11 protein-coding genes are annotated in these 13,885 nt (G+C 52.8%); 5 read left to right on the top strand and 6 right to left on the bottom strand.

Translation table 11 applies throughout. From position 1 onward, the window contains the following. Positions 1-43: 43 nt before the first annotated feature. From J3B89_RS14625 to J3B89_RS14610, 4 genes are read right to left on the bottom strand one after another with little or no spacing between them, the layout of a single operon-like run. On the bottom strand, positions 44-1,546 hold the full coding sequence (locus tag J3B89_RS14625; RefSeq protein ID WP_215398347.1) for a tripartite tricarboxylate transporter permease: 1,503 nt from the start codon (positions 1,544-1,546) through the stop codon (positions 44-46). Positions 1,547-1,549: 3 nt separating this feature from the next. After that, the gene (locus J3B89_RS14620) at positions 1,550-2,020 is read right to left on the bottom strand and encodes a tripartite tricarboxylate transporter TctB family protein (RefSeq protein ID WP_215398346.1); all 471 of its coding nucleotides are present in this window, start codon (positions 2,018-2,020) and stop codon (positions 1,550-1,552) included. Between the two features lie 15 nt (positions 2,021-2,035). After that, a complete protein-coding gene (locus tag J3B89_RS14615; RefSeq protein WP_215398345.1) occupies positions 2,036-3,001 on the bottom strand; it encodes a tripartite tricarboxylate transporter substrate binding protein in 966 nt (321 codons plus the stop codon). Between the two features lie 11 nt (positions 3,002-3,012). Further along, positions 3,013-4,257: an OprO/OprP family phosphate-selective porin gene (locus J3B89_RS14610; protein ID WP_215398344.1), complete on the bottom strand. Its 1,245-nt coding sequence runs from the start codon at positions 4,255-4,257 to the stop codon at positions 3,013-3,015. 293 nt (positions 4,258-4,550) lie between these two features. Between J3B89_RS14610 and J3B89_RS14605 the strand changes: the two genes are divergently transcribed. The 5 genes from J3B89_RS14605 to J3B89_RS14585 all read left to right on the top strand — a co-directional run bounded on the left by J3B89_RS14605 (position 4,551) and on the right by J3B89_RS14585 (position 12,485). Then, the gene (locus tag J3B89_RS14605) at positions 4,551-8,216 is read left to right on the top strand and encodes an ATP-binding protein (protein ID WP_215398343.1); all 3,666 of its coding nucleotides are present in this window, start codon (positions 4,551-4,553) and stop codon (positions 8,214-8,216) included. After that, positions 8,216-8,836, top strand: a complete 621-nt coding sequence (locus tag J3B89_RS14600) for a condensin complex protein MksE (protein WP_215398342.1) — start codon at positions 8,216-8,218, stop codon at positions 8,834-8,836. The genes J3B89_RS14605 and J3B89_RS14600 overlap by 1 nt, the downstream gene beginning before the upstream one ends. Beyond that, positions 8,836-10,077 carry a hypothetical protein gene (locus J3B89_RS14595; RefSeq protein ID WP_215398341.1) on the top strand — a complete coding sequence of 414 codons (1,242 nt, stop codon included), beginning with the start codon at positions 8,836-8,838 and terminating at the stop codon, positions 10,075-10,077. The genes J3B89_RS14600 and J3B89_RS14595 overlap by 1 nt, the downstream gene beginning before the upstream one ends. Then, positions 10,077-10,235, top strand: coding sequence for a hypothetical protein (locus tag J3B89_RS14590; protein ID WP_215398340.1), 159 nt, complete (start codon positions 10,077-10,079; stop codon positions 10,233-10,235). The genes J3B89_RS14595 and J3B89_RS14590 overlap by 1 nt, the downstream gene beginning before the upstream one ends. Before the next feature lie 261 nt (positions 10,236-10,496). Beyond that, positions 10,497-12,485, top strand: a complete 1,989-nt coding sequence (locus J3B89_RS14585; RefSeq protein WP_215398339.1) for a PhoX family protein — start codon at positions 10,497-10,499, stop codon at positions 12,483-12,485. 91 nt (positions 12,486-12,576) lie between these two features. On the opposite strand, the gene J3B89_RS14580 is transcribed toward J3B89_RS14585, so the two are convergent. Continuing rightward, complete coding sequence (locus tag J3B89_RS14580; protein ID WP_215398338.1) at positions 12,577-13,248, bottom strand: hypothetical protein; 672 nt, start codon at positions 13,246-13,248, stop codon at positions 12,577-12,579. A gap of 74 nt (positions 13,249-13,322) precedes the next feature. Beyond that, the gene (locus J3B89_RS14575; protein WP_215398337.1) at positions 13,323-13,874 is read right to left on the bottom strand and encodes a histidine phosphatase family protein; all 552 of its coding nucleotides are present in this window, start codon (positions 13,872-13,874) and stop codon (positions 13,323-13,325) included. Positions 13,875-13,885: the final 11 nt, after the last annotated feature.

Here is a 13,885-nt window from a genome sequence, read left to right as displayed (position 1 = left end):
GCAACGGTTAGCTTAGAGTAAGCCGGTTCTCCTTATATTACTGTTATATTGCGGCCTTACGTAAGCGCAGAAAGCTTAGCAACGGCATGGCCAGTACCACTATAGCCAGCAGCATAATACCCAGTGTCAGCGGCTTATCCCAGAAGATACTCAGTGAGCCGTCTGATGTCATCATGGCACGGCGGAAGTTACTCTCTATCATATCGCCGAGGATAAACCCCAGCAGCAGCGGCGCCATCGGGAACGCCAACAGGCGCAGCACCAGCGCTACCAGCGCAAAGCCAATCATCATAAACAGGTCAAAGGTGTTAAACGATACCAGATAAACGCCAATCAGGCTGAAAAACAGGATCATCATCGTCAGGATAGCTTTGGGCATAATCAGTACCCGCGCCAGATACGGGATCAGTGGCAGGTTTAAAATAAGCAGCACTATATTGCCTAAGTACATACTGATAATCACCGCCCAGAATACATCGGGGTTGTCTTGCATCAGCATTGGCCCCGGCTGAATACCGTAGGCAATTAGTGCCCCCAGCATAATGGCAGTAGTGCCGGAGCCCGGAATACCCAGGGTTAGCAGCGGTACAAAAGAGCCGGTACAGGCGGCGTTATTGGCAGACTCCGGTGCGGCCAGGCCACGCAATGCACCTTTACCGAATTTTTCCTGTAAGGCTTTGGGCGCCAGATTGCGCTCGGCAGCATAGGCCATAAAGCTGGCAATGGTGGCACCGGCGCCGGGCAGTACGCCGATAATAAAGCCCAGCAATGAAGAACGGCCAATGGCGGGGCTGATTTCTTTTACTTCAGCTTTACTTAAGCGGATAGAGCCAATTTGCATTGGTTGCTCGCTGTTGGCTTGTTTTACTTCCGGTTTCAGTACATTACTCAGGGCTTCAGCCAGCGCAAAGGTCGACATCGCAATCAGCAAAAACGAGATGCCATCGAGCAGGTCGGTATTGCCAAAAGTAAAGCGCTCGGTACCGGAGGACGGGTCAATGCCCACCGTGGATAACGTCAGGCCGAACACTGTCATCATCATGGCTTTTAAAAAGGTACCTTTGTTAGAAAACGCCGCTATGGCGGTCAGGCCCAGACACATTAACGCCACATAGTCGGCCGACTGAAAGCTTAGCGACACTTTTGCCAGCGTGGGGGCCGCCAGCATCAGCAATAACGCACCGATAGTACCGCCGGTAAACGACGCCCAGGCCGCAATGGCCAGTGCTTTACCGGCCATACCTTGCTTTGCCAAAGGGTAGCCGTCAAACGATGACGCTACTGTACCGGCTACGCCGGGTGCATTAATTAAAATAGACGAAGTAGAGCCGCCGAAAATAGCGCCGTAATACACACCTGCCATCAGGATCATGCCTGAGCTGGGGTCAATGCTGTAGGTAATGGGGATCATCAGCGCAATGGCGGTAATGGGCCCAAGGCCGGGTAGCATGCCGATAAAGGTGCCGACAAAGCAACCGGCAATAACGTACAGCAAATTTTGCCACTGCAGGGCGGTCGACAGACCAAGTAAAATGCCATCTAACATAAGTTAACTCCACAGTTCGCCGGGTACCAGATAGATCCCCAGCAACTTCGTCATAATCAGCCAGAACACCACCGCAACCGGCACTGAGGCCAGTAGCAACACGCGCCAGCGGCGTTCACCCATAATAAAAAAGCCGGCAGATAAAAACGCAGAGGTTGCCAGCAAAAAGCCGGTAGGTTCCAAAAGCGCGGTATAAACCCACATTAACAGCAACAATACTGCGGTTTGGCCGATGCTTCTGCGGTTAATCTGTGGCCAGCCAGCGTCACTGTTATGCTGGCGCTTAATGGCTTGTGCCAGCAGTGCCAGCAAGCTGAATATCAGCCCCAGCACGGCATAAACTTTGGGGATAGACGCCGAGTTAACGGCGTCCATTTCTTCAAACGGCAGCAACGGAATTTGCCAGGCAAACACTGCATAAGCAGTAAAAAAAGCCAGGAAAATCAGTGCGCCTAACGTATCGCGATTTAACATAGCTGCCTCTGCCGGTTAGTTGCGGATAAAGCCCAGGTCCAGCATGACCTGCTTCAGCTCCTGCTCTTGTTCAGCCAGTGCTGCAGCAAACTCTTGTGGCCCCTGATACAGGTTGATCCAGCCGTTACGGGCACGCACAATTTCCCACTCAGGCGTTTGCAGCATTTTTTGCAGCATATCGTTATAGGCGGCTATTTGCTCTGCCGGGGTACCGGGGGCGGCGAAAAAGCCACGCCAGTTGGTAAAGCTCATGTCATAACCCAGCGACTGCAATGTAGGAATATCCGGGTAATCAGCCACCGGTTGCTCTGCCGTCATCGCCAGTATGCGTGCCTGGCCGCCGTTGGCCAGTTCCAGCGCTTCACTTAAGCCGGTAGACAGCAGCTCTACTTCACCCGACAGCAAACCGGCTTTGGCCTGGCCGCCAGCGTCGTAAGGGATATAACGCAGGTTGCGGCCAGGGATGCCTGCTGCAGCAATAGCCTGTGCTGCCACCAGATGGTCCATACTGCCGCGTGCCGAGCCACCGGCAAACTTTAACCCGGACGGGTTAACTTTCAGTTGTTCAATCACCTGCTGCCAGCTGGTGAGTGGTGAATCATTACGTACTACAAAGGCGCCGTAGTCGGCTATCAGGTTGGCTACCGGGGTTAGATCGCGATGGCTGAACGGAATAGCACCGGATAGCGCGCGGATCACGATAGGGGTGGAATTCACCATCAAAATGTCGTTTTTCTTATTACCTATTTCAATCATATAGGCAATAGCACGGCCACCACCGCCGCCAGACATATTCTGAAATGAAGTACGGCTTTCCAGGCCGGATTTCATCAGCGCTTCACCTACACTACGTGCTGTGGTGTCCCAACCGCCGCCCGGGCCGCCGGGAATAATAATATGCAGTTCGGCCAGTGCACTATGGCAAAAGCCCGCCAATACCACCGCCAGAACGGATTTTTTCAGTAAGCTGATCATCTTCATAATAAGGTTTCCTAGAATAAGTACTGTACGCGGGCGGCAAAGCCGGTGCCGCTGTCTTCTTCGCCGCTAAGCGCCTGCTGGCCGGCGCCGGACACATTGCTGTGCATCAGGTTGGCCATAAATTTTACTTTCGGATTAAGGTAGTAAGCGCCGCCTAAGGTATAAGTGGTAACATCGGTACCCTGGCCTGCGTTGGCGGTGTTAAGCCGGCTGGCTCTTGCTACCAGCTCCCAGGCATTGCGGATGTCTTTCGGCTGGCCAAACACGGCAGAGCCAGCACTGTAAGGGCGTTGCTGCCCACCGGGAAAAAAGCTGACACTAAGGTGATAACCGCTGTGGTGTTTGCCATTAAGCGCGCTGCTGTTATCCAGGGTATTCAGTGTGCGCAGGGCGTATTCAGCTTCCAGTGTCAGGCTGCGCAGCTGATAAGCCAGCTCCAGCCCCGACTGGCGTAAACTGTCCAGCGCGACCACATCGCCACCGGCGGCATAATCAACCAGCCGTACTGCTGTTTCCCGCAATTCGCCGCGGGCAACCCGAGCCGCCAGCTCATTGCCGCCCATATCGCGCTGCGAATGCCAGGCACCCAGGTGCCATACCTGTTCAGCAGAGGTTTTCGACCAGGTTAAGCGACCAGTGTAGGCCAGCGCCAACTTACCGCTGTCATCTTCGCCGTCTGAGCCAAAAGCATCGTTTTTATATACCCCCAACGCCCAGCGCAGGCCGTTGTCTTTATTATACTGATACGCCGATGCGCCCCAGCGGAAGTACGGAGAGAAGGTATCAGCCAGGCTGCTGCGTTCAATCAGGCTGATATTGTTGCTGCTGGTAAGGGCGTTAAGCGAGATATCTTCGCGTAATTTACCAAATTGCAGACGCAGGCCATTGTCGAAACCGGAATAGCGTACCCGCGCCATAATAATTTCGGCGGTGCCTTCGGCAAATTCCAGCAGTAAGGTGTGGTCCCAGTGTTCAAAGTTGGAATTAATGGCAGCTCTTACGCGGCGCGGAAATAAATCACTGCCGCTGCTGCCGTTTTCATTGGCGTTATAGGCGCCGTTAAACCAGTTGTAATCTAACTGCACCCGGCCATCAAAGCTGATAGCGGGGGAGTCAGCCTGTTTTTTCAGTTCAGCTACCTGCTCGCTGAGTCTGGCAACCTGCGCTGCTAAATCTTGTTCGGTTTCAGTGGCGTACGACGGTGCCGCCAGGCACGACAATGCCAGCACCGGTAAAAGTGTATTATATGGTTTCATCTATCCAGCCCTGTTGATCATAGTTTTATTTTTGTAGCGGCTGAACAGCAAATGAACTCAGGCCGCAACGCAAGCCTGGAAGCAAAGCCGTTTTTGCTCAATATTGTGTGCTTAAGCTGCAATTAGAGCGTTTTGCTGATTTTGTGCATTTTGTTCATGCGCATAAGTAGTGCGGCGCCTTGTTGTGCTGCCAGTGCTTTTCAAACTGGTATTTAGCCGCATTCCATGGATAATAAGCCGCACTAAAACATTGACTGCGGTGCGCAGTTTTTGCACCGCTGACAGGATGCGCTATGTCTCAATTACTTCGTATTGTGCTTATTCACACCCACCTGCCTGGTGTGGTGGAACTGCAACTGGATGAACACACCAATATCTGCGGTACTAATGCCTCGGGTAAAACTACCTTACAACGTCTGGTGCCGGTATTTTTTGGCGAGCAGCCTAACCGGGTAGTACCGAAAACCCGCAAAAAGTTTGATGAATTTTATCTGCCGTTTTCTAACAGCTATATCGTGTATGAATATCAGCGCGAAAACGGCGATATTTGCCAGGTGGTGTTAACGCGTAAAAATGATGGCGGAGTTGATTACCGCTTTATCAATGCGCCTTACCATAGCGACCAGTATTTGCAACACACCGAAGAGGGTGTAAAAGGCCACAGCTACAACGACTGGGCTGCTGCAATGCGCAGCCTGGCTGACGTGCAGGTATCGCATAAAATCAGTGCGACCAGTGAATACCGCAGCATTATTCAGAACGACGCCGCCGCACTGCGTGGTAACAACGCCGACAGCGTAAAATTGCGCCGCTTAGCGGCCAGCTTTAGTCTGGTTAGCAGTGGCCATAAGCTGCGCCATATTGAAAAGCTGGTTAGCGCCGTGCATGCCAAAGAAGGCAAAATGGATACGCTAAAAGCGATGTTAGCGGCCATTTTTGAAGAAGACGGCGTAACCCTGCCTACTACCAAGGTGAAAAACACCAAGGCGCGCGAGTGGATCCAGCAAATGCGCCAGTCGATGCGGCTGGACAAACTGCAACAGGATTTTGAACGCTTAAAACAACTGGCCTTACAACTGGACAGTGCTGAAGCCCAACTGGCCGCGCTACTGCCGTTATTGCAGCAGGACGAGCAGCAACAAAAACTGCAAAAGGCCGATGCCGAGCAACAGGTGCAGCTATTGCGTGGCCAGCTGCAACAGTTAAAGCAGCAGTTTGAACAGCAGCAGATGGAGCAAAACAGCAAACTGAGCAAAGCTGAGGCAGACTTAACCGAAACCAGCGCGCGGTTAGATCAGCTGCAACAGCAGTATGATAGTTTTGAAAGCCGCGATATGGCCAAACTGCAGCGCGATACCGACGCGCTGCCATTGTGGCGCGACACCCTGCAAGAGCTGCTGGAGCAATACCAACTAATGGTAGAGCAGCACGGCGATATGGAGCGCCAGTTAGAGCAGCGCAAAGCCAAACTGCTTGAGGCTTTTAACCGCTTAAGTGAGCAACAGCGGGGTAAAGCCAAACAACTGCAACAGCAAAAAGACAGCACCCGCGAGCAGCAAGACACTAAACTCTCGGCGCTCGAAAACGCCTTTTCGCAGCGTTTACAGCAGCAGCAACAGCGCTTTGCCGAGCAATTAACCCAGTGCAGCAATGGCATTGCGGTACTGCAAAGCCAGCTGAGCCATTCAGCGTTAACCGACGCCGAGCATGATGAACTGCGCAGTGCCGAGCTCAGGCTGGAGCAAACCCAGCAGCAGGCCCAGCAGCAGGCGCGCCAGGTACAGCAACTGCAGCAGCAATATCAGCAAGCCCGGCAACAGCGCGAACAGGCCGATAAGCAACTGGAGCATGCCAGCAAAGCGCGGCATCTGGCCGAGCAGCAACTGCAGCAACTACACCGCCAGCTCACGCCTGAGCAGGGCAGTTTACGCCATTATCTGCGCCTGCATTACAACGGCTGGGAGCAAAAGCTGGGTAAGGTGCTGGATGAACGTTTATTAGAACGCCAGGATTTACAGCCGCATTTGGCAGAACTGAGCGACAGCCTGTATGGCCTGCAACTTGAACTGGCGGTAATAGACACGCCCGACTATGCCCAGGATGAAGCGGCCATCCGCCACCGTATACACAGTGCAGAGCAACAACTGGAGCAGGCGACGGCTACTAAGGTTGCTGCCGAAAAAACACTGAAAGACAGCCATCAGCAAGCCGAGCTGGTGCAGGCTCAACTGGATCAGGCGCAGTGGCAATATACCCAGGCTGAGCAGAATATTGACTACGCCCGCGATGCCCGTAACCGGCTGGAAGCCGCGCAGCGTGAACTGATTAAACAGCGCCAGGCCAGTGCGCGTGCCGAATTGGCACAACAACAGCAGCAACTGGAAAAGCTGCAACAGCAGCAACAGCAGGATTTACAGGCGCTTAAAGCCGATCATCAAACACAGAAAATTGAGCTAAAAGCCGACTGGCAGGCCGAACTGCAGGTATTTGATGAACAACTGGACGAGCTGGAGCGTCAGTTAGAGCGCAAGCGCGACGACAACAAACAGCAACTGAGTGAATTACAGCAAGCGTTTAACGAAGAGTTATCGGCCAAGGGTATAGATCCGAAACGGCTGATCGAGCTGAAGCAGCGCCAGGAGCAATTAAAAACCGATATTAAAGCCACCGAAAGCCGTCAGGATGAACTGACGCAGTGGCAACGCTTTATGCAGCTGGACTGGCAGCAACTGCGGCCACAATTACTGGGCAAAGAAACTGAATTAAAACAACAACAACGTGAATTAAGCCAACTACTTAGCCAGTTAAAAGCTGATTTTGCCGTCAGCCAGAAACGGCTGGACGAACAAAAGCGCCAGTGGCAGGACAAAATGCAGCAGGCCGACGCCTGGCTAAGCCAGTTAAAGCCGTTGCTGCTAAAACTGGCCGAGCTGCATTTGGCTGAGGTTACACCGGCGGTGCTTGCAGCCTCAGCTGATTTAGTCGAGCGCTTAGCCCGCAGCAATGAAGCGCTGGAGCAACGCAGTAAGCTGGATCAGCAGCTAAGTGCGCAACTGGATCAGTTTGAAACGACTTTAAGTAAAGACGCCGGCAGCGAGTTTCTTGACCGGCTGGAACACGAAAAACGCAAACTGCCTGACTACGCCGGTAAACGCCAGCAACTGCCTATTCTGGCCGATTTACTGCGCATCCTAAAAGATCAGCAACAACAGCTGCTGGAAATGGGCGAAAACATTGGCGGCGATCTGAAAAAGTTCTTCACGGTATTTAGCGATATTAACCGGCGTATTGCCTTGCAAAGCCGCCGCTTAAGCGAAGCGGTAGCAGACGATCTGGTACTCGAAGGCATCAGCAAATCTGAAGTGCGTATTTTATCAACTATTGATGAGCTGGGCTTCTGGCAGCCATTAAAACACTTTGCCAAACTGTACGACGACTGGGGCGCCTCGGGCAAAGCACTGCCGTCAGAGCAGTACCTTAACGCACTGGCCGATGTAGTCGAGCTGCTGCGTGCTGATGAGCAATACACCATTGAATCTTTACTGCGGCTTGAGCTGCACTTAAGCGAAGGCGGCTCTGAACTGGTGATTAAAAATGATCGCCAGTTACTGGAATCTTCCAGCCACGGTATGGCCTACCTGATTTTATGTAAGTACCTGCTGGCCTTTACCCGGTTGCTGCGTGGCGGGGCTAAAGTGGCGATTCACTGGCCGATAGATGAAATTGGTACCCTGGCTTATCACAATGTGGAAAAGCTGTTTGCCGCCTGTAGCGCCAACAACATTATTATTGTCGGTGCCTTTCCTAACCCGGAGTCTGACGTACTGATGCTGTTTAAACACCGCTATTTAATAGAGCCAAGCCAGCAGGATCCGACAAAACGCCAGTTAAAACGTATTCAACCAAAAACCAGCCGTTTAGCCGAGCGGCTGGCCCAGCGGCAACAGGAGGCCAGCTAATGTTACAACATGGTCCTTTACTGGAACGGCTGCTGGCCGGTGATTTTATCTGCCAGGTTAGCGACGAAGATGCCTTCCGCCATTTAAGCCAGGAACAAACCCTGCAGGATATTAACCATTATCTGCGGCCGCTAAACCGTCGTTTAGTGAGTAACGATGATAACAGCGTGTATTTTTTGGCATATCACGAGCTAAACAAAGCTGCACGTGAGCAATTAAGCAGCCAGTTTGCTTTAACAGTACAATCGTTGTTACCGCTGCTGGAATGGCTGCAACTGGTACAGGAAACCCTGGGCCGCGACAGTGCGTTAACTGCCGGTGATACGATTAAGCTGCAGGAATTTGTGCTGCGCACCGAGGATAACCAAAGCCTGCGCCAGCGCCTGAATCAGCTGGCCAGTGACCGCTTTTTCAACAGCCAGAGCGACGCGTTGGACAACCAGGTAAAGCTGATTTTCCGCCGCTTAAAAGAGCATGGCTACCTGCTGCAACCGCATAGCGACCGGCAGTACTATATTGTTACCGGCAAAATTGACTATTTAATTGATGTTATCCGGTTTATTCGCGATGAAGAGCATCTGCCGGTAGATGATACGCCAACTCAGCAGGCGATGTTGTAATGGCGCCGCTGGATACTGGTGCGGCGTCTAACCTGTTTAGCGTTGGTGCTGAACGGCTGGCGCTGCTGGGTAAACACCACAAAGCACTGATGCAGGGTTATCTGGACGGTTTTATTGATGAAGCCGCCTTTAGCGAAAGCGCACTGAAAAAGTTGATTGCCGCGCGTATTTTGTGGCGGCCGGATGAGCAACAGCCACTGGCGCTAAGACCGCTGGTCAGCGAGCTGATTGCCAGTATGGTGGCCGATGAAAACCGCCGTCAGATTAATGCCGACGTGGCAGAGAAACTGGAACAAATCCGTAACCGGGTGCAGGCGTACCGCGATGCGCAGTACAAAGGCGACTACAGCGTAGCTGAGCTGCAACTGCAACGGCTAACCGAGCATGTGCATGACTTAAGCGGCCAGTTTGAAGAAGCCATAGACAGCTTATGGCACCGGCTTAACAGCGATTTTGGTTTTGTTGCCAGCCTGGACGATAAAATCCGCGAGAACGAGCGGGCGCAAAAGCAATTACGCCGTTTACTTGATGGCCTCGACTTGCTGGACTTTAACGAGCTGATTGAGCTGTCTGAGGGCAATAACCAGTTGCGTAAGTTGCTGGTAAGCCAGTTACAGCACCAGCTTAGCTCGCATCACAGCAGCCTGCTGGAAGTGCAAAAGCGCCTGGTTGAACTGTTAGCCCGCTTCCGTCAGCAGCAGGCGCGCTCCATGCTGATCACTAATATGGCGGCGTTTTTACGCCAGCACCCGAAGTATCAGCCGGCCGATTACCCGAACCGCTCTGACGTGCCTCTGTTATTTAACCAGGCCGCAGCAATACAGCCACAAGCCGCTATTGCGCTGGATAAAGCCAGCGAACGGCAGATCCTGGCTGAACTGGTGCGGGCGCTGCCAAGAGCCGCCGTTATAAACCTGCCCGATCAGCAAAGCGCCAGTTTTGCAGCAGTAATGGAAGATGAAGAAATTGCCGCCCGCCAACAAGCACTGAAAACGGATGTAGAAAACTTCTACCTGCGGGTGATTGATAAAGCCGGGCCGGTAAGCGCATTGGAATACCTGGTGGAACAGCAACTAAGCTGGGACAGCGAAATCTGGCTGTATCAGATTATTGCTGAGTATCAGGCGCTGCCGCAGGATGAAAAACATATGTTTGCCATTAAACGCGACGAAGTGCCGGCCAGTGCTGTTAACAGCCTGCTGCTTATCCGCGATATCAGCCTGAGCCTGCAGGCAGCCTGATGAATTACCCGCCGCTGAATGCGCAAGCGCTGCGCTACCTGCAGCAACTGCAACAGCGGCTTAATGCCAGTGGCAGCGAGTTTAAGCCTTACCAGCAATGCTGTACTAGCAGTGATGCATTTAAGGGCCTGAATTTGGTTGTTTATCTGCAGGGTTAAGCACTAAATGCAGATTTAATTTACCTCAATACTGCCATGTTTACTTTGCGTGTACAGGGTGTAAGGCAAAGCCACCGTATCGGCAACATTTGGCGTCTCTGCGGTGAAATTCTTAGGCAGTTTAAGTTGTTATGTTTTTAAAGTAAATTTTATGTGTTTTACGGCCGGTTCATTTGGCACTGCTTGACTCATCAAGGGATGTCATAACCTTGTCATCTGAGACTGCTAAGGTTGGCGCCATTTTCCGTAAATGCAGTTTGAATGATGAAAAAGCACAACAGCGTCAGCTTCGATATTTCTGGCACTGAGCCACAAGCCAATTTTTCTGATAACCCGGCTTTTGAACAAGTGGTTAGCCGGCGTTTGAGCCGCCGCCATTTTCTGCAGGGTTCACTGGCCCTGGCGGCAGGCAGTTTTATTGGTGCAGGCCTTGCCGGTTGCGACAGTGGCCGCTCTGCTGTTGGCGCTGCAGTTAAAAAGGGCTTAATGGGCTTTAGCCCTGTTAGCATTAACCGCTTTGATACGGTAACGGTGCCGTCAGGCTACAGCGCCAGGGTGATTTTACCCTGGGGCACGCCCTTATTGCCGGGCGCACCTGCCTACAAAGCAGATGGTACTAACAGCGCGGCTGATCAGGCTATGCAGATAGGGTCGCACCATGATGGTATGCACTTTTTTCCGATCGATGTAAAAAACGGTGGCCAGAGCTCTACCGAGGGCTTGCTGGTGATGAACCATGAATACTGTGACCCAACCATACTGCACGCCTACGGTGGCGAGGCACAACTGCCGCGCAAGGCTGCTGAAGTACATAAAGAAATTGCGGCTCATGGTGTCAGTGTGGCGCATATTCAGCGCCAGCCCGACGGCAACTGGACGCTGGTTGAAAACAGCCCTTATCAGCGGCGTATTACTGGTATGACCCCAATGGCGCTCACCGGCCCGGTACGCGGTCATGATAAGGTAAAAACCCTATACAGCCCGGATGGCACCGCCACCCGAGGCACCCTTAATAATTGTGCTCATGGTGTAACGCCCTGGGGCACTTATCTGACGTGCGAGGAAAACTGGGCGCTGCTGTTTGTCAACCGCGACACAGTGCAGCCACGCGAGCATCGCCGCTACAGCATTTCCAACGAAAACAGCATTATGCATTGGGATACAGCGGCAGCAGAAGACAGCGAACTGGCGCGTTTTAATGCCAGCGCCCGGGCCGAATCGGCCACGGCAGATTTTCGCAACGAGCCCAACACCTTCGGCTGGATAGTGGAAATCGACCCCTTCAACCCCGACAGTGTACCGGTGAAACACACTGCCATGGGCCGCTTTGCCCACGAAGGCGTTATTTTTGCCAAAGCCGAAGCCGGTAAACCGCTGGTGGCCTATTCCGGCGATGACTCGCGTTTTGAATATATCTACAAGTTTGTTTCGGCAGGGCTATACGATCCGGCGACGGCAGGCCCGCATCTGCTGGATAGCGGCACCCTGTATGTGGCGCGCTTTAACGAGGATGGCAGTGGCGATTGGTTGCCGCTGGATATTAACGACGCCAGTTTTGCCGCCAAAGCACAGGCAGCCGGTGCCTTATTCAGCGATCAGGCCGATGTGCTGCTGAATACCCGGCTGGCAGCGGATATTGCCGGTGCTACCAAGATGGACAGGCCGGAATGGGGCGCGGTACACCCTGACAGCGGCGAAGTGTATTTCACGCTGACTAATAACGACAGGCGGCATAGCTCGCAATTAAACAGCGCCAATCCGCGGGCCAGTAACAGCAGTGGCCATATTATCCGCTGGCGCGAAGCGCAGGGGCAGCGTTTTAACTGGGATATTTTCCTGCTAAGCGGCGATGTCTATACCTATACCCCACAACATCAGTTTATGCTGACCGACGATAATCATCATGCTTCACCAGACGGCCTGTGGTTTGACCCCAACGGCTTATTGTGGATCCAGACCGATATGTCGGGTAGCCAGCTAAGCAGCGGCCCTTTTGGCAACAATCAGATGTTGGTTGCCGATGTCAGCAGTCATCAGATAAAGCGCTTTATGGTTGGCCCTGTGGGGTGTGAAGTAACTGGTGTGGTGATGACACCGGACTGTCGCACTATGTTTGTTAATATTCAGCATCCTGGAGAAGGTTCCGGCCCGTATAGCTTCAGCAGCACCTGGCCGGATCGTGGCACCCGCAGGCCACGCTCAGCCACTGTGGTGATTAGCAAAGATGACGGCGGCATTATTGGCAGCTAAGCCCCGGGCTTAATTTACGTTAATACGGCTACCGGTGTTTTTCGCGTATCAGGCCCGCCTTGCCTGGTACCACGGAGTCAGGTCGTACCGCTTACACGGGGGCGTGCTTGCGCAGTAGTGTTACACCCAGCCAGCTAAACCAAATAAGCTGGCTGATACCAAAAGCATCTTTCAGGTAGGGCACTGTATGCAACACAGTCAGGATGCCTAAGCTGCCGACTAGCAGCCCCAGCAGATGCAACGGCCTGGCAAAGCATTGCTGTTGCAGCCCAGCGATGCTTAGCAGTAACACCCAAAGGCCGCCTACCAGCTCGATGCCGCCGCCCAGTGCTTCTGTGATCAGGTTGCGGCTGTGGTACAGCGCCAAAGCCTGCTCAGGTTCGCTATCTATTAAGCGCAATGTCATATCCAGCCCGATTAACGCAGCCATACCTGATGCCATCATCAGTATTACCCAGATATTGCCAAAACGCTCTGCTAAACCGGCCACGGCAGAATGCCTATCTGGCAAGGCTTGCTGCAACGCCTGCAGGAGTATCGCCAGCAGAACACCAAACAGCAGATAGCCTATGCCATAACCGGCGGCGACCAATCTATATTCCTGCTGCAGGTATAGGATCCGGCCAAGTGTGTCGATGTCTGATGGTACTGATAACAGACCAAAAAAAATCACCGCTACACTGATATAACACAGCGCCATGCCAATAGCGGCCAGGCCACCGCTGCGTAGAACCGTTGTATTGTTTAAGGCTGTTGCTTGCATTATGCGCACCTGCACATCAATAGAAGTGGCTATAAGATAGCCTGTTGTTTTACAGCAGGGCGTTTTTATTTGTATCAAGGTATGTTTAGCTGGGCCAATACTGCTGCCGGTTGGCTTAGCGGCAAAGCGACAATAACCGCTTCACCCGAGCGTGGAAAAATGCCGGTTAGGGCGGTGAAATTTACCTGATGGGTTACCAGTACTGTGGGCTGGCGTAACTGAGCTTGGGAAAAGTACTGTATTAACGCCTGAGTTTGTTTATCACCATCACCACGGCCGGCAAAGAAAGAATTAAGCAGCGGCAGCGGTTGTGGGGTAGATAGCGCCATCAGCCGGGCAGTATCTAAACAGCGGCACCACTGGCTGCTATAAAGCTGTATATCGCCGCTGTATTGCTGGCGCAATAATTTACCCCAGCGCAGTGCCTGCTGCTGTCCTTCGCTGTTCAGGTTACGCTGGGTACTGCAATCGTTTAGTACAAAACCGGCAGGATCACCGGTGCCCGGCGCTAAGGCATGGCGCATTAGCAACAGTGCTTTACCCTCGCGCCAGGCTGCCCAGGCAATATCATCAGCTAAGCCTGTGGCAGGTAATAACAAAGCTATCAGCAAGATAAAGGCTTTCATTGTTTAGTTTA

It is taken from the genome of Rheinheimera oceanensis, assembly GCF_018831085.1.
Taxonomy (GTDB): domain Bacteria; phylum Pseudomonadota; class Gammaproteobacteria; order Enterobacterales; family Alteromonadaceae; genus Alishewanella; species Alishewanella oceanensis.
The sequence above is the reverse complement of the archived record's forward strand: the minus strand, read 5'-3'. Positions and strand labels throughout refer to the sequence as shown.